A 17,557-nucleotide genomic window follows, 5' to 3' on the forward strand; every position below is an offset into this window, starting at 1 on the left:
GTTATAGCAGGAGGATTTTACATGAATCAGGAACGGTGGCATGGGCATCAGCTGCGAGTGCGGTATCAGGAGACGGATCAAATGGGGGTCGTCTATCATGCCAACTATTTAACTTGGTTTGAAATTGGACGCACTGAGCTCATTCGATCCTTGGGATATCCCTATAGTCGAATAGAGGAAAAGGGGCTCTTACTCCCCGTAACGGAAGCAGATCTCAAGTTCAAAAAGCCAGCACGTTACGATGATCTTGTGGGCATCTATACGCGGGTCATTCAAACGAGTAGCATTCGGCTGCAATTTGCCTATGAAATTCGCAGAATTCATGACGATCTTACCGAAGAATTATTGGTGACGGGCACAACTAGTCATGTTTGGGTGAATCCTTCTTGGAGGCCAGTACGTATAGAGAAGGAAGCGCCAGAATTGTGGCAGCTCATTACGAAGTATTCCGAAGGAGTGTGAACGTATGTTTCGATGGATTATTGCTCTATTCATACTCGTACCAGCCGTTGAAATTACACTGTTAATTATGCTAGGACATCTAGTCGGAGGTTGGATGACCTTCCTGTTCATCATAGCAAGTGGCTTTCTAGGTGCGTACTTTGCTAAGCGCGAGGGACGCAAGGTCATGGAATATGCGAAGTTTGAGTGGTCGCAGGGGCAATTGCCCGCACAGCAAATCCTAGATGGCATCTGTATTTTCCTTGGAGGGATTTTGCTCATTACACCAGGTTTCATTACGGATATTCTCGGTTTTTTGCTCGTTTTTCCGTATACAAGACCGATATTCAAGTTACTCTTGCTGGCAATCATTCGCAAGCAAATCGGTAAAGGCAACATGCACATCATTCGTCGTCGATAAGGTTATATCAAAGCAAAGGCTCGGTCATCCTCCTATTCCGGAGGTGCCGAGCCTTTGTGTATGTAGGCTGCGATATCATGAAAGATTCTCGCACGATAGAACGCGGTAATGAGGATAAGCGATACAGGACCAACGATGAGTCCTAATAGCCCGAATAGCTTTAAACCAACGAACATGGCGATTAATGTGGCTAAGGGATCCAAGCCGACGGAAGATGCTAATACTTTGGGCTCCATAATTTGCCGCGCGATGACAATAACGCCGTACAGAACACTAAGTCCAATACCCAGCATGATATTGCCTTGCGCAAAGAACACATAGAGGATCCATGGCACCATGACCGCACCTGTTCCTAAATACGGCATTAGATCAGCCAAACCCGTCAATAAACCTATGGTGATGGCGTAGTCAACTCGCAGCACAAGCAGACCGATAATGACCACGAGGGCGGTTAAGGAAACTAGAATTAACTGAGCTCTTACATATCCAAACAGCGCTTTCTGCAAATCCGTTCGAATTAACTTCGTCGTTTTGACGATGACGTCCGAGAAGATACCTTTGTAGCGTTTGATAAGTCCATACCAATCCTTGCTAATGAAGAAGGTGGCTAACATGACAATGATCGTGATTGTCGCAATATTCGGCAGCGAGGTTAGGAAACCTTTGAGTGCCGCAAATATATAGGTGATGACCAATTTACTAACATCGGCTATTGAACCTGCGGTGGACGAGAGATTGGTGTTAACCGTCTCCTGATATTTCGGGTTGTTTTCGAAAAATTCATTGACACGCTCAATCCATTGTTGGAAGGTAACCGAATTAATAAACACATTAAATTCTTCTACCCACCGGTTAATTTGCAGTTGAATCGTATCCGCAAGTGAGCCCAGTTCAACGACAATATTGGCTACAAGTAACGTAATGATGGTAACCATTGCACCTAAGAATAAGAGCATGGATAACGAAACCGACAGCCATCTGGGCAGTTTTAATTTGAATTGAAAAAAATTAACAAGCGGGTTAAGCATAAGAGCAATGATCCAACCAAAAATAAAGGGGTAAATTAGAGGAATGATATAGTAAAAGGCAATGGCCACTATGAATAGTATGATTGCCACCCATATACCCCTGAAAATTTGGTGAACCAGTCGCGGATTTAGGATACCCATGGTAGGAATCACTCCTTGTTATCAGTCATTTTTATTGTAACATGAACGTGGATAAATACGGAAATATCATCTTATTTACAAAATCTTAATATATTGAAATACAGGGAATTGGATTGTCGCCCCCTCAGACGCATAGTACAATGGAGAGAGTAGATGACTAAAAAAAGGGAAAATACTGGAGGAATTATGAGTATTGCGCGCGAACCGGAACTGAAGGATGTTAAAGAACTCAAAGAACTCAAAGAGATCTCAACCAAGTACATTAATCGTGATTTGAGCTGGATTGAGTTCAATTGGCGTGTGCTTGAGGAAGCGCAAGATGCGAGTACGCCACTGCTAGAGCGCGTGAAATTTCTGTCGATCGTATCAAGCAACCTCGATGAATTCATGAGTGTTCGTGTCGCAGGACTTAAGGATCAAATTAAGGCTGGCTATACCAAAAAGGATTTCACTGGCTACACGCCAGCAGGACTCATTAAGCGCATTATGAAACGCACGGCCAAAATGGTAACAGAGCAGTACAAAACGTACCGTGAAGTAACGCGGCTATTAGGAAAAGAAGGCATCGTTTTTACTGAGTATGAAGATTTGAACACGTCTCAGAAGAAGGCCATGGACGCCTACTATCATGATATTATTTTCCCGGTACTGACACCGATGGCTGTCGATCAGAGTCGCCCGTTTCCTCTTGTCCATAATCAATCCTTATATTTGGCCGTGTTGCTTGTACGTGAGGGCGATGAGTTAGATGAAGAACCGTTCTTTGCCATTGTTCAAATTCCTAGTAATTTATCTCGCTGCATCCCTGTACCAACACGTTCGAATAGCAAAAAGACCGAGTTTATTCTACTGGAAGAGTTAATCGAGCATCATATTCAGTCTCTTTTCAGTGGTTACATACCAATTTCCGTGCATGGCTTCCGAGTGACGCGAAATGCGGATCTAACGCTCAATGAAGAAGGAGCGGAGGATTTACTCGAGGAGATCGAAAAGGAGCTAAGACGCAGACGCTGGGGCTCTCCTGTGAGGTTGGAAGTCCAAGAAGGGATTCATCCCTACGCATTAGCGCAATTGCAGGAAGAGTTTGAGATTGAGGAACAAATATTTGAGATTGATGGGCCGCTGGATATTACTTACTTTATGAAGTTAGCCAACTCATTGAATGGATTTGATAATCTTCGTTATCCGCGCATTGCGGCTAAGTATCCCATTGAATTTGAAGATACAGCGAATTCCGACGAATTCTTCGAGATTCTCAAGGCAAAAGATGTGCTCGTGTATCATCCCTTCGAAACGTTCGATGCTGTGACGGACTTTATCATTCATGCGGCTTATGACCCACACGTACTAGCGATCAAGATGACACTCTACAGGGCGAGCGGGAAATCGCCAATTATTCAAGCCTTAGCAAGAGCAGCAGAGTCAGGTAAGCAAGTGACGGTGGTCGTCGAGCTGAAAGCTAGGTTTGATGAAGAACGGAATATTGCATGGGCAAGAATGCTCGAGAAATCGGGTTGTCACGTCGTTTACGGCCTCGTGGGACTCAAAACGCATGCCAAAATTACACTCGTCGTGCGCCAAGAAGAACATACACTTCGCCGATATGTCCATGTCGGTACAGGTAACTATAATGATAGTACGGCACGGCTATATACAGATGTTGGTTTGTTCACCTCCAATAGTGTTATTGGGGAAGATGCTTCTGCCCTTTTTAACGAAATTACAGGTTACTCGGATCCACATGATTGGCAATCTTTTGCGGTAGCTCCAACGGATTTGAAAGATAAGTTGTTCGAACTCATCGCGCGTGAATCTGAACATGCGCAAGCTGGCCGTCCTGCAAGGATTATTGCCAAAATGAATTCACTGTCCAATCAAGAAATGGTGGATGCGTTATACGCGGCGTCTCAAGCTGGTGTGAAGATTGAACTTATTATTCGCGGTGTGTGCTGCTTGCGGCCGGGAGTGCCAGGGCTCAGTGAGAATATTACGGTTCGGAGTATTGTAGATCGTTTTCTTGAGCATTCAAGGATCTATTATTTCGAAAATGGAGGACGTGTCGACGTCTATCTGTCTTCTGCAGATTGGATGACGCGGAATTTAACGCGGCGGATTGAGTTGATGTGTCCTGTATTGGATCGTGAAATGAAGAAAATGATGATTCAGATTTTGAATGTGACACTTCATGATAATGTGAAGGCAAGAGAGCTCATGTCGAATGGGATGTACACTCGCATCAAAAATGAACTGACCCCTTATCGGAGCCAGTTCGAGGCGATGCGGATTACTTCATGGAAGAAACTTCGACTTGAGCCGCAAGCTTGAGTCCCCAGATTTTATCAAAATCCTTCGTAAATGCATGAAACTCCTTAAGCTCCAAATAAGGGTTGTGCACACAACGCATATGAAGATTCATCGCGTTACCCTTACGAAGGATAGTTAGTTCTTGAATTGGCTGAGTTTCACTCATATCCAAGGCCATTGCAAGCTTTAGAATCGCACCGAGCTTAACGATTAAGGTAATATCGGATTCCAGTAACAGGTCCTTGTACACAAGTGCCTGCTGCAGGGTCCGATTTTTTGTTTTGAAGGTTGCGATCAGCGATGCCAGGACAATCTCCCGATGGCTTAGACCGTCAATATGGGCTTCCTGGATCATATATTCCGTATGTTTGAGGAACTGATAGTAATGTACGCTGACACCAATACGGTATAAGAGTGCTGCTGTATGCAGCAACAGCCTGCTGCGCGATTCCAACTCTGTAGGTGGTGTAAGCGCATCGTACATTTGTAAAGCAAAGGCATCGATATGCCGCACATGTGCGACAGAAGCATTCGGATGGAGCATCAGGATGTTCTGGAGGCTCGCTTCCAACACGTTCGCCTTCATCGGTTGCTCCGGATTTAAGGTTTCGAAAAAAAGACCGTCACGGAGTCCAGATCCGCTAACAAGACAAGAAGAGGATTTGGCTGCTTCGCAGATCGTCTCAAGGATAATTAGACCTGGTACCATAATGTCAGCTCGTTCTTTGGCGAGACCGTCAATTTTCTTTCTTTTCTCAATAGGCATAGAAGATAAGAGAAGTGAGAACTCCCGAAGCTCCTCTAGCTTCATGACATAATTATGAGCGAGTTGAAGAGGGTACTTATTGCGCTTACGACTCATTTTACCTAGGGTGCGAATCGTTCCTCCCAGCCCAACCATCGGAAGATCAGGAGACTGGGCTATCCATGGCTGAGAAGCAATCGCTTCAAGCACCATTTTGCGAATTTCGTCGATTTCGGATTCTGTTAGGTTAGCGCCTTTCATGTATTGGCGGGTCGTATTCACAGCGCCGAAGGGGAAGGAGACACTTTGGACCAGCTCTCTATCCTTTATTAACGAAACTTCTGTGCTGCCTCCGCCGATATCAATGATCATGCCGTTGCGAATATCCATGGCATTGACGACGCCTAAATAACCAAAGCGAGCTTCCTCAAATCCGCTCAATACCTCAATTCGAAGTCCTGTTTGTTCCTCAAGAATTCGCACGATATCTGCGGTGTTGGCAGCGTTCCGAACTGCTGCAGTTGCAACTGCTCGCACAATTGTAACAAATTGAGACTGGCATAACCTGGCATAGTGGGTTAAGATAGGAACGATTGAAATAATATCTTTGTTATGTAAGATGCCATCTTGACCCATACGTTCACTAAGTCTTGCGGAATCTTTGTGCTCACTCACGACGCGATAAGCGCCATGTGCATTCATTTCATAAATGACAAGTCGGATGGAGTTGGAACCGATATCGATGATGCCAATCCTAGTTGCATGGTTGCTCATTATGTCGCTCCTTTCAACTCATTTCACGGATTCATTGGTTACATTGTATCAATCTCGTACTTGCTCTACAAATTTTTCCGCGCTCACTGAATAATTCGGTGAAATTAACAAAAACTTGTATCGTGCGTTTGGAACCAGTTGTACGAAAAATGGTGTGAAATTTTGCGCCAAAAAGAAAACTTATGATAGTGATAATGAACTTCTATGACCCCTTTTGTTCACTTACCAAGTAAAATACTTTATTATTAAAAGAAGAAAACAGCAATATTATGCTAATAGAGTAGCTAAGGAGAGATTCCCATGTCTGCAACCAAAGGTTTAGAAGGAATTGTAGCCACAACCTCGTCGATCAGCTCCATTGTAGATGGTGTGCTTACGTATCGCGGGATTGATATTGATGACCTCGCAGAAAATGCGACTTTTGAAGAAGTAATTTACTTACTTTGGTTCGGCAAATTGCCTACTCAAGCAGAGCTTGAGAAATTGCAAAGTGACCTGAACTCATACAGCAAAGTACCAGATGCGGTAATTGACCTCATTCGTGCATTCCCGAAAGATGTGAATTCCATGGCGGCGCTTCGTACAGCGGTTTCTGCACTTGCCCTTTATGATGAAGAGGCAAATGATGCTAGCATGGAATCCAATGTGCGCAAAGCGATCAAGTTGCAAGCACAAATTCCAAGCATTATTGCAGCTTTCGCACGCATTCGCGAAGGTAAAGAGCCAGTAGCTTCCCCAGGATATGCATCTGTAGCGGCTAACTTCTTGTTCCAACTGACTGGCAAAGAGCCAGATAAAGTTGCAATTGAAGCTTTAGATAAAGCGTTGGTACTTCATGCAGACCACGAGTTGAATGCATCGACTTTCGCGGCGCGTGTAACTGTAGCAACATTGACTGACATCTATTCCGGTATCACTTCCGCTATCGGTACGCTTAAAGGACCTCTTCACGGTGGTGCGAACGAAGCGGTTATGGTTATGCTTGAAGAGATCGGTACAGTTGAGAATGTTGTTCCTTACATTAACGGCAAATTAGAGCGCAAAGACAAAATCATGGGCTTCGGTCACCGCGTATACAAAAACGGCGATCCGCGTGCAAAGCACTTGCAAAAAATGTCTTATGAGCTTGGCAAATTGACTGGCAACCTGAAATGGTACGAAATGTCCATTAAAGCAGACGAGTTGGTAACAGGTCTTAAAGGCTTGAAACCAAACGTAGATTTCTATTCAGCATCCGTCTATACGACGCTAGAAATCCCACGTGACTTGTTTACGCCAATCTTCGCGATTAGCCGTACTTCCGGTTGGGCAGCTCACATTCTTGAGCAGTATGAGAACAACCGCTTGATCCGTCCTCGCGCAGAGTACACAGGTCCAGTTAACCAAAAATATATCCCAATTAGCCAACGCTAATTGTTCATGCTATTTAAGCTCAAGGTGCGGGCGTTTGGTACTGGGCCCTAGTTCTTCTGGGGGAGTACTGAGACACCCGTCACTTTTTGTGTGCCTAGTTATGCACAGCATATAGAAGAAACCATTTTAGACAAATTTGAGGAGGAGCAATTATCATGCCACAATTCGAAAACTACGAACTTCCAACAGAAGGTCAAAAAATCACGATCGAGAACGGTGTTCTTCAAGTTCCTAACAACCCAATCATCCCTTTCATCGAGGGTGACGGTACAGGTCCTGACATCTGGGCGGCTTCCGTTCGTGTACTAGATGCAGCAGTTGAGAAAGCATACAAAGGCGAAAAGAAAATCGCTTGGTACGAAGTATACGCTGGTGAGAAAGCTTTCAACAAATTCAACAGCTGGTTGCCGAATGATACATTAACAGCAATGAAAGAATATATCGTATCCATCAAAGGACCTCTAACTACACCAATCGGTGGCGGTATCCGTTCCTTGAACGTGGCACTTCGTCAAGAGCTTGATCTTTACGTATGTTCCCGTCCAGTTCGTTACTTCGATGGCGTTCCATCCCCAGTTAAACGTCCTGAGTTGGTTGACATGGTTATTTTCCGTGAAAACACAGAAGACATCTACGCTGGTATCGAGTGGGAAGCTGGTTCTGAAGCAGTTAAGAAAGTAATCTCCTTCTTGCAAAACGAAATGGGCGTTAACAAAATCCGTTTCCCAGAAACTTCAGGTATCGGTGTTAAACCAGTATCCTCCGAAGGTACAGAGCGTTTGGTTCGCGCTGCAATCGAGTACGCAATCAAACATGGTCGTAAAACATTAACATTGGTTCACAAAGGTAACATCATGAAGTTCACAGAAGGCGCGTTCAAAAACTGGGGTTATGAGTTGGCTGAGCGTGAATATGCGGATAAAACATTTACATGGGCACAATACGATCGTATTAAAGAAGCAGAAGGCGCAGAAGCAGCAAACAAAGCTCAAAAAGACGCTGAAGCTGCTGGCAAAATCATCGTAAAAGATGCTATCGCTGACATCGCTCTTCAACAAGTATTGACACGTCCAACTGATTTCGACGTAATCGCGACATTGAACCTGAACGGTGACTACCTGTCTGATGCACTAGCTGCACAAGTTGGTGGTATTGGTATCGCTCCAGGAGCAAACATTAACTACTTGACTGGTCACGCGATCTTCGAAGCAACTCACGGTACAGCTCCTAAATACGCTGGTCTTGACGTTGTTAACCCAGGTTCCGTTATCCTTTCCGGCGTAATGTTGCTTGAGCACCTTGGTTGGTTGGAAGCTGCTGAACTGATCTACAAAGGTTTGGAAACATCCATCAACAACAAAACCGTTACTTATGACTTCGCACGTTTGATGGAAGGCGCTAAAGAAATTAAGTGCTCCGAGTTCGCGAACGAAATCATCAAAAACATGGCTTAATTCTTACCTATCGTTGAGTTAGACAAAAGTTATGAGGAGGTATATTTTAAATGGCTATTCGTCGTAATAAAATTACCGTTGTTGGCGCGGGTTTCACAGGTGCTACTACTGCTCTAATGCTAGCTCAAAAAGAACTTGGTGATGTTGTTTTACTCGATATACCGCAACTAGAAAACCCTACAAAGGGCAAAGCACTTGATATGCTGGAAGCAGGTCCTGTGCAAGGCTATGACGCTCAAATCACGGGTACATCCAGCTACTCGGATGCAGCCGGTTCCGACATTGTCATCATCACAGCAGGTATCGCTCGCAAACCTGGGATGAGCCGCGACGATCTCGTTAACACCAATGCGAGGATCGTGAAATCCGTATGTGAGAATGTGAAAGAAGTGGCTCCAGATGCGATCGTCATCATCTTGAGTAATCCTGTAGATGCGATGACGTATGTCGCTTATCAAGCACTTGGTTTCCCGAAACATCGTGTCATTGGTCAATCCGGAGTTCTAGATACAGCCCGTTACTTAACGTTTATCTCGCAAGAGTTGAACGTGTCCGTTGAGGATGTAAAAGGGGTTGTTATCGGCGGACATGGCGATGACATGGTACCACTCGTACGCTACACGTACGCTGGCGGTGTTCCCATCGAGAAGCTGATTCCAGCTGATCGCATTGAGGCCATCGTGCAACGGACTCGTACTGGCGGCGGCGAAATCGTTAACTTGCTTGGTAACGGTAGTGCATACTACGCACCAGCTGCTTCCCTTGTGCAGATGACCGAAGCAATCCTGAAAGACAAGAAACGGATCATCCCGACAATCGCACTTCTCGAGGGCGAGTATGGGTATAATAACCTGTTCATGGGTGTTCTGACGGTACTTGGTGCTAACGGCATCGAGAAAATCATGGACATCGAATTGACAGAAGCTGAGAAATCAGCTTTGGACAAAACAGCGGAATCCGTACGTAATGTCATTAAAGTTGTATCAGGTTAATCGTTATAGTCATCAATGGCCAGCTTCCTAGGTTATAGGAGGTTGGTCTTTTTTTGTCGCGATGCCTATGTCGGTGTTTTCTGCGTATTTGGTCACATTTTTATGGAGATATGGTGAAATTACGGATTATATGACATCGCTTTCTTGTTACGTTCATGCCGATTCTGTATACTAAAAGAGAACGATTCTAATTAAAATTGCGGAGGTCGACTCAATGTACCAGGTTATGATTTTTTTACATGTAATTAGTGCTTTAATGCTTGGCTCTTATGTTGTTTTCCCTTTCATTGTGGGACGAGCTGCAAGCTTATCTGGAGCAGGACAAGAAAGCTTCATGGGATTGCTATCTACGATGAATCGTGTTGGTCAATTCTCATTGATTGTTACTTTCCTTTCCGGTGGAGCGATGGTAAGCCAAATCGATCCTATGCCGTCAGCTTTATGGATGGCGGTAGCTGTTATTCTTCTAGTGATTGTTGGGGCTGTAACAGGAATGATCGGTGGCCGTATCAAAAAGTTGAAAGCGAACAGTGCAGCAGGGAAAAGTACTGCGACGGATGCTGCTAAAATCAAAACATTCAGCTGGATCGCTTCTATCTCAGTTATCCTAGCTATTCTAGTTATGACAAATCCTCAAATTTTGGGATAGTCGATACAGCTACACAAACAAAGAACCTCTTACATCGCATGGATTATGCGGGATAAGAGGTTCTTTGTTTTGTTGATTGTAAATTCAAACGGTATCTTATTCGCTCGGATCCGCGATATCTAACGTAATCTCATCTAACGTTTTCTCGAAAGATGCGCTCATATGCTCCAAGAAGTAATCGACTTCCGGCATATTCATCTTCTTCAAACTGTCGAGGACTTGCTGCTTGGCGACGACGAATTCTCGATTACCGGTAGAGAGCTCAGTTAGACATTTGATGTAGGCTTCGATCAAATCAGCGGCTTTGACCCAGCGGTAGAGCTCAGGGTCAGGATCTTGAATGAGGCCACGGTAGATGTTGCTAAGCGCAGGTGGAATCGTGCCGATTAATCGTTCTACAGCTACATCCTCAATCTCGCGGAAATTCCGCAGAATTTGCTCATTGTTGTGTTTGACAGGCTGAGGGATATCACCTGTCAGCACCTCAGAGGCATCATGGAACAAGGCGATGGAGACGACGCGGTCCGTGGGTACATTGCCACCATAGACTTCGTTGGAGATCGTGCACAGCATATGAGCAATTGAAGCTACGTAGAAGGAATGCTCGGCTACGTTCTCGCGGCGCATGTTCCACATGAGGCTCCAGCGGTCGATATATTTGAGACGATATAGATAGGCAAAAAAGTGATGATTCATCATAAATTCCTCCTAGAAACGGAGCGCATGCATTCCGCAATTTAATGTACCCTAACAGGTATAACACTTCGCCTATTTGAAGTCAACTTGGCTGGTACCGTGCCAACAACTTTGTAGGGAAAGGTGTAGAAACGAAATTTTAGGTTAGGTTAATGGTAACACGAACATTTACAGCGGAGGGGGAGGAAAAATGAAAATAATCGGTATATTTTTTATTGTACTGGTATTTAATATCCTATTCGTCATTGAGATGGATATCCTCCTCGGCTTTAGCTTATATCACTCTCTTGATAATATGATGAATCATTTTCGCGCAATGTCAGCACCGGAACATGTTCTTTTGATCTTTATGTTTGTGTTCTTACTGATAGCGCCAATCAAGCTGCTGATGAATAAAACGAGTAAACAAGAAAAATAATTCGAAGATATTTATAACAGAACAATAAAGAGCGCCCTAATCAGATGATTATGACGCTCTTTGCCATTTCTTTTTGAATCACCATTCATGGCCGTAAATGATCATTTTTAATAAATTGTTTGGGGGTCTGCCCATAGGTTCGTTTGAAGATACGAATGAAATAGCTGGTCTCCATGCCCATTTGCTGTGCTACTTTTTCAATGGAGATGCCAGGGTGATCCTGCAGGAGCTGGATCGAGCGGCGCATGCGAATTTGTTGAATATATTGCTGCGGCGTAACGCCATAGCTGCTGATGAATAGTCGATTAAAATGCTGAATGGAGTAACCGACTGTTCTCGCCAAGTTAGCGAGCAGCAAGCGCTCGTTATAGTGGTCATGGATTAGCTTGATCGCTTCTTGGAGAGCGATATTAGGTTGCCCTGCTGCATGGACACGCTGCTTCAGCTCAGGGCTAGTTTGGCTTTCAAGGATATGTAAGAGCATATCGTACATCCGCCGGGATGCTTCCCAGTAGCTATTTTCGCCATTTAAGCTGAGCAGATGCCACAAGGACTCAAGCTTATGCCATAGCTCATGAAACAGGGTTTCGTTGAGTTGCGTGGGTATCTGGCTGCCAAGATGGTCTACAAATGTAGGGGCCGATGTGCCGTTGAAAGCCACGAAACCTAGCTCCCATACGTCTTCTCCTGGTGCTGGGAAATACTCGTGGGGCACGTTGGCAGGAAGAATGAGCATGGTACCGGGACTCATTTCCATTTCACGTGTGCCAGAAATCTGGAAAATGCCTTTGCCGCTGCGACATAGAAAGAGCTGATGAGCAGGATAGCCATTAGGTCGCAAAAGCTGCTTCTGTTCATGGCTGCCAACACAATACACATAAAGGGGGACTAAGTTATCAAGCGTTGCTAGTTCAGCAATTAGAAATGGCATCATGTTGACTTCACCACCATGTTCATATTGTACGATTTTTGATATCTTCTGTTCTACTAGTATAGTAACTATTTCCCCTATAATCAAAATAAATAATGAAGTCATAGCGATATGAAATAGGAGTGATTTGGATGTCTCGTAAGATTCCACCGATAAGTTCAAAACTGCCGGTCTTGATGCACGGTGCTGATTACAATCCCGACCAATGGCTGCACGATCCGCGCATTTTGGAAGAGGACATCCGATTAATGAAGCTTGCTAATTGCAATGTGATGGCGATTGGAATTTTTGCCTGGGCGGCTTTAGAGCCGACTGAGGGAACCTTCACATTTGAATGGATGGACAGGCTTCTTGATACATTTGCAGAGAATGGCATTTATGCATGGCTAGCAACGCCGAGTGGAGCAAGGCCAGCTTGGATGTCTGAGAAGTATCCAGAAGTGAGAAGAGTTGAAGCGAATCGCGTACGCAATTTGCATGGCCTCAGACACAATCATTGCTACACAAGCCCTGTGTACAGAGAGAAGACAGCGATCATGAATTCGAAGCTGGCTCAACGCTATGGGGGGCATCCAGCAGTTATCGGCTGGCACATTTCCAATGAGTTTGGTGGGGATTGCCATTGTGAGTATTGTCAGGATGCCTTCCGAGATTGGCTGCAAAAGAAATACGGAACGCTCGAAGTACTTAATGCAAAATGGTGGACGTCATTCTGGGCGCATACGTACACGGACTGGAATCAGGTCGAATCTCCGGCACCGCATGGCGAGAGCATGGTACACGCTCATAATTTGGATTGGCGTCGATTCGTTACAGATCAAACCGTCGACTTCTGCAAGCATGAAATTGATGCCATTCGGGGAGCAAATTCCGACCTTCCGGTAACGACCAACATGCACTTAATTGAAGGCTTGGATTACCGTAAGTTTGCCGATATATTGGATGTCATTTCCTGGGATGCTTACCCTACTTGGCATGAACACCAGGATGACAGTGAGCTGGCAGCTACAGTTGCATTCTATCACGACCTGTTCCGTTCATTGAAACAAAAGCCTTTTCTGCTCATGGAATGCACGCCAAGCTTGACGAACTGGCAGCCGGTCAGCAAGCTGAAACAACCAGGCATGCACAGGCTTTCCTCTCTTCAAGCTGTAGCGCATGGCTCAGATTCTGTGCAATATTTTCAATGGCGTAAAAGTCGAGGCTCCAGCGAGAAATTCCATGGTGCCGTCGTCGACCATGTAGGGCATGAGCATACACGCGTATTTAAAGATGTAGCAGAGCTAGGGCAAACTTTATCTGATATCTCAAAAATTGTCGGGACAACGACGCGAGCTGAGACAGCGATTCTATTCGATTGGGATAATCGGTGGGCGATCAAAGATGCGCAAGGTCCACGCAATATGGGCATTCATTATGAGCGAACCGTACTTGCACATCACCGAGCGTTTTGGGAGGAAGGCGTAGCCCTAGACGTCATTGGCTCTGAGGACGAACTATCTGCCTACAAGCTTATTATTGCTCCTATGTTATACCTATGCCGGGAAGAAACGGGGAGAAAGCTTGAACAGTTCGTCGCTGAGGGCGGGACGCTGGTCACAACATATTGGTCAGGTGTTGTTGACGAACACGACCTGTGTCATCTTGGCGGCTTTCCCGGTCCGCTCCGTAAAACACTAGGTATTTGGGCTGAGGAGATTGAGGGTCTATATGATCACGACCGGAATGGGGTAGCCCTGTCACCTGCCAATCCTCTCGAATTGACGGGGACTTTCGAGTCACATGAGATTTGCGAAATGATTCACACGGAGGGAGCAGAGGTTCTAGGTGTGTATACGGATAGCTTCTATGCAGGCGAGCCAGCGCTCACAGTGAATCGATTCGGCGATGGTCAAGCGTATCATATGGCGACGCGAATGAAGTCGGATTTTCTGCAGGCTTTTTACAGTAAACTCATCAAACAAACTGGGGTTGCTCGTGCCATAGACACGGATCTGCCACAAGGAGTAACTGCTCAGGTGCGGACAGACGGTGTGACTGATTATGTGTTTATTATGAATTTTAGCGGGAAAATGACGCAAGTTGCGCTGGACGATCAATGTTATACACGTCTGGACTCCAATGAGCTTTTGAAAGGGGTTATTGAGCTTCCCGTTAACGGGATAGAGCTGGTTAAACGTTCGGCCAACTGACGGTGTATTGGACGGAAAGCAACATACAGTCATATGTAACTGTATGTTCTTTCTTATTCCTTTTGATTATGTTCTTGTCCGGCGCCACGTCCAATGCGTTTACGAAATAGCGCAATAAGTAGGATCAGTAAGGGAATCCCCGTCTGGATGGGAAGTTGGATATAGCGAGGCAATACATTCAAGCCTTCATCAAGGTGCTCGACGAAGTTCGAGGACATGAGAATGGAAGATAGCAGGATGACGATACCAATGGGCAGGGCTAGTTTTCGGTAGTTATTCACTTGGAATATATCAGAAGCTGCAATAATGGCAGCAAGAAAAAAAGTGCCTACTTTGAAAAAGCTAGTGATCACGAAAATAATGACAACAAGTGAATCTAAGCGCTGTAAAAATTCGCCGATATTGATTTCCCCCATGGTCTCAATTAAGGGGAATACAGCGTTTTGCGTATGGTAGACACCGAGAACAGCCACATTGAGAATGGTCGTTAGACTTAAGATCAGGCCAGAAAGTAAGATACTAATGACACCTACTTTTGCGGCGGCTTGGGAGTTATTCAAGAACGGTAAAAACATCGTAAATGTGACCATTTCAGCAAAGGGAAACGTATATACAAGAGGAAATGCAGCATGGAAAATGGGTTTCCATCCATTATCGATCATGGGCTTCAGGTTATTCACCTCCATTTGCCTAGAAATGATAAGGAGAAGAACACCAAAGATAAAAACGACAATAAATAAACTGAAAAAGATCTCAACGGATCGAACATACACTTCAATACCTCTAGTTAAACCATAGATTAGTGCAAGAATCATGATGCCGCTAAGGATGGAAATGGGGGTTTCATTATAGGAAATCGTTGAGGTAAGCGCACCGAAATCCATTAAGTTTCTACCGGATACGTAAGTAAAGTAAACAAGATAAATAAAACCAAGGGGCCAACCAATATATTTGCCAAGAATGAGTTGCGTATATTTGGTAAAGGAGTGATTCGGATATAAGCGAAAAAGGGGGACGTAGATTAACAGGTAAGTAGCAACCCCAGCTAACATGGCAAGTAGAATAACAATCCAGGCAGATTGTTTGGCTTCCATACCGATGTTAATGATAATGGCGTTACCTATTTCAAACATCATCATCCATGCAAACATTTGTCCGCTATTGATTTTCTCTTTTATCATCGAAGGCCCCTTCTTGTTGTTAAGGTATTTTCTTTCAATTATTACCCATATCGCGAATTGTAAAAGCTGTTTTAGAAATAAAGTCATTTTAAGAGTAGGGCCCAAATCACAAATAATATTGGAGATTATGGGAAATATTAATAAAAATGATCTGAGAGGATTACATGATGGATCTCTTTAAGAAATTAACCAAAAGAAGTTCTTATCATAGTTCGCTCCAGCCACACAGTTCAGGTATGGAAGCATCACTCGACCTACTGTTCACGGATCTGCAGGATAATGTACAAGAGATAAAGACAAAGCTTGGAAACAGCTCAGACCTTGTAGCTAGGGAGTTCATCCTAGGTACGGAAGGAGCACTTAAGGCTTGTATCTTCTATACAGATGGACTTTCCAATGCCATTTCAGTTCAAAATTTTATCCGGGATTCACTGTTACCTGAAGTGCACTTTGAATCGACCGCAACAGCGGACACCGAGAATTCGGTTATGCAGCAATTAAAAAGCCGTATCCTCGCTGTTGGAGAAGTTCATGACGTCATTGATTTCAAATCCCTCTACAACTCTTTATTATCTGGGGATGTCATTCTCTTGTTGGACGGACACACACAGGGCATTGTCATTGGTCTACGTGGCTGGAATGAACGTGGTGTTACGGAACCCTCCAATGAAACGGTTATGCGCGGGCCAAAGGAAGGATTCTCTGAAAATATTAGAACGAATACGGCCTTAATTCGCCGAAAGATAAAAGATCCTAATCTTTGGATGGAATCTAGAAAAATAGGAAGAGTCACGCAAACGGATGTAGCGATTATGTACTTGAAAGGAATTGCTGATGATTCCATCGTGGAAGAAGTCCGTAGTCGGTTAGATCGTATCGATATTGATGGGATATTGGAAAGCGGTTATATCGAGGATATGATCGAGGATAAAACGTATACGCCCTTCCCAACTGTGTACAACACCGAACGGCCGGATGTTATTGCTGGCGAGCTTCTAGAAGGGAAAATAGCCATACTCGTCGACGGAACACCGGTGGTGCTCGTCGTGCCTGCTTTGCTTGTCTCCTTCTTACAGGCCGCAGAGGATTACTATCAGCGATGGGATATCAGTACGCTTATTCGCATCTTACGTTATAGCTCATTTTGTATTGCTTTATTAGGCCCTTCTTTGTTCATTGCCATTACGACCTTTCACCAGGAAATGCTGCCAACGTTACTCCTCATTAGCTTGGCAGCGCAGCGAGAGGGGGTTCCCTTTCCTGCTTTTATAGAAGCATTGATTATGGAAGTGACCTTCGAAATATTACGTGAGGGCGGTTTGCGCATGCCCAAATCGATTGTGACCGCCATTAGTATTGTCGGGACATTGGTTATGGGTACCGCTGCTGTGGATGCCGGGTTCGTATCAGCGGCCATGGTTATCGTTGTTTCTATCACGGCAATTGCAAGCTTTGCTGTGCCTGCTTTCACTATTTCTGTATCCGTTCGGATGCTTCGATTTCCGATGATGGCACTTGCAGCCTCTTTTGGCTTGTACGGTATTATCATTGGGGTCATTATTTTGGTACATCATTTGGGTAGTTTACGATCATTTGGCGTTCCTTATCTAAGCCCTTTTGCTCCCTTTAAGTTAAAAGATAATAAGGATACCCTTATACGGGTACCTTGGTGGGGGATGGTTTCGCGGCCTCGGATCGTGAACAAGCAAAACGTTATTCGTGAACAGACGGATTCGCCATCTCCACCTACAAGGAATCCAGAGGGAGGTTAGCCTAT

Annotated in this window: 15 protein-coding genes; 10 read left to right on the forward strand and 5 right to left on the reverse strand. The window is 44.7% G+C overall.

All coding sequences use genetic code 11. From position 1 onward, the window contains the following. Positions 1 to 21 precede the first annotated feature (21 nt). Together AC58QT_RS19470 and AC58QT_RS19475 are read left to right on the forward strand one after the other, a co-directional pair. Positions 22 to 462: an acyl-CoA thioesterase gene (locus AC58QT_RS19470; protein ID WP_497410450.1), complete on the forward strand. Its 441-nt coding sequence runs from the start codon at positions 22 to 24 to the stop codon at positions 460 to 462. 4 nt (positions 463 to 466) lie between these two features. Then, positions 467 to 862 carry an FxsA family protein gene (locus tag AC58QT_RS19475; RefSeq protein WP_497410451.1) on the forward strand — a complete coding sequence of 132 codons (396 nt, stop codon included), beginning with the start codon at positions 467 to 469 and terminating at the stop codon, positions 860 to 862. Positions 863 to 894: 32 nt separating this feature from the next. On the opposite strand, the gene ytvI is transcribed toward AC58QT_RS19475, so the two are convergent. Then, positions 895 to 1,980, reverse strand: coding sequence for a sporulation integral membrane protein YtvI (gene ytvI / locus AC58QT_RS19480; protein ID WP_497410452.1), 1,086 nt, complete (start codon positions 1,978 to 1,980; stop codon positions 895 to 897). Between the two features lie 237 nt (positions 1,981 to 2,217). On the opposite strand from ytvI, the gene ppk1 reads away from it, so the two are divergent. Next, entirely contained in the window at positions 2,218 to 4,356 is a 2,139-nt protein-coding gene (gene ppk1, locus AC58QT_RS19485; RefSeq protein ID WP_497410453.1) for a polyphosphate kinase 1, read from the forward strand. Here ppk1 and AC58QT_RS19490 read toward each other — a convergent pair. After that, a complete protein-coding gene (locus AC58QT_RS19490; RefSeq protein ID WP_497410454.1) occupies positions 4,316 to 5,854 on the reverse strand; it encodes a Ppx/GppA phosphatase family protein in 1,539 nt (512 codons plus the stop codon). The two genes, ppk1 and AC58QT_RS19490, sit on opposite strands and share 41 nt — an antisense overlap. A 300-nt stretch (positions 5,855 to 6,154) precedes the next feature. Between AC58QT_RS19490 and citZ the strand changes: the two genes are divergently transcribed. The 4 genes from citZ (at position 6,155) to AC58QT_RS19510 (ending at position 10,362) form a co-directional block, all read left to right on the forward strand. Continuing rightward, entirely contained in the window at positions 6,155 to 7,267 is a 1,113-nt protein-coding gene (citZ, locus tag AC58QT_RS19495) for a citrate synthase (protein ID WP_497288219.1), read from the forward strand. 155 nt (positions 7,268 to 7,422) lie between these two features. Beyond that, positions 7,423 to 8,721 (forward strand): NADP-dependent isocitrate dehydrogenase, encoded by a 1,299-nt coding sequence (gene icd / locus AC58QT_RS19500; RefSeq protein ID WP_056624036.1) that lies wholly within the window; start codon positions 7,423 to 7,425, stop codon positions 8,719 to 8,721. 50 nt (positions 8,722 to 8,771) lie between these two features. Further along, positions 8,772 to 9,713 carry a malate dehydrogenase gene (mdh, locus tag AC58QT_RS19505; protein WP_497410455.1) on the forward strand — a complete coding sequence of 314 codons (942 nt, stop codon included), beginning with the start codon at positions 8,772 to 8,774 and terminating at the stop codon, positions 9,711 to 9,713. Between the two features lie 214 nt (positions 9,714 to 9,927). Next, positions 9,928 to 10,362: a hypothetical protein gene (locus tag AC58QT_RS19510; protein WP_310500409.1), complete on the forward strand. Its 435-nt coding sequence runs from the start codon at positions 9,928 to 9,930 to the stop codon at positions 10,360 to 10,362. Positions 10,363 to 10,458: 96 nt separating this feature from the next. Here AC58QT_RS19510 and yfbR read toward each other — a convergent pair whose 3' ends face one another. Further along, on the reverse strand, positions 10,459 to 11,058 hold the full coding sequence (gene yfbR / locus AC58QT_RS19515; protein ID WP_497288241.1) for a 5'-deoxynucleotidase: 600 nt from the start codon (positions 11,056 to 11,058) through the stop codon (positions 10,459 to 10,461). 190 nt (positions 11,059 to 11,248) lie between these two features. Between yfbR and AC58QT_RS19520 the strand changes: the two genes are divergently transcribed. Then, positions 11,249 to 11,476 carry a YczF family membrane protein gene (locus AC58QT_RS19520; RefSeq protein ID WP_497410456.1) on the forward strand — a complete coding sequence of 76 codons (228 nt, stop codon included), beginning with the start codon at positions 11,249 to 11,251 and terminating at the stop codon, positions 11,474 to 11,476. A gap of 85 nt (positions 11,477 to 11,561) precedes the next feature. Here AC58QT_RS19520 and AC58QT_RS19525 read toward each other — a convergent pair whose 3' ends face one another. Beyond that, a complete protein-coding gene (locus tag AC58QT_RS19525; protein ID WP_497410457.1) occupies positions 11,562 to 12,410 on the reverse strand; it encodes a helix-turn-helix transcriptional regulator in 849 nt (282 codons plus the stop codon). A gap of 128 nt (positions 12,411 to 12,538) precedes the next feature. Here AC58QT_RS19525 and AC58QT_RS19530 point away from each other — a divergent pair, with 128 nt between their 5' ends. Beyond that, positions 12,539 to 14,599 (forward strand): beta-galactosidase, encoded by a 2,061-nt coding sequence (locus AC58QT_RS19530; protein ID WP_497410458.1) that lies wholly within the window; start codon positions 12,539 to 12,541, stop codon positions 14,597 to 14,599. 53 nt (positions 14,600 to 14,652) lie between these two features. Here the strand turns inward: AC58QT_RS19530 and AC58QT_RS19535 are convergent, their stop codons facing one another. Next, on the reverse strand, positions 14,653 to 15,780 hold the full coding sequence (locus AC58QT_RS19535) for a GerAB/ArcD/ProY family transporter (RefSeq protein WP_497410459.1): 1,128 nt from the start codon (positions 15,778 to 15,780) through the stop codon (positions 14,653 to 14,655). A gap of 167 nt (positions 15,781 to 15,947) precedes the next feature. Between AC58QT_RS19535 and AC58QT_RS19540 the strand changes: the two genes are divergently transcribed. Next, positions 15,948 to 17,552: a spore germination protein gene (locus AC58QT_RS19540; protein ID WP_497410575.1), complete on the forward strand. Its 1,605-nt coding sequence runs from the start codon at positions 15,948 to 15,950 to the stop codon at positions 17,550 to 17,552. Positions 17,553 to 17,557 lie beyond the last annotated feature (5 nt).

This window comes from Paenibacillus sp. J31R109 (genome assembly GCF_059692055.1).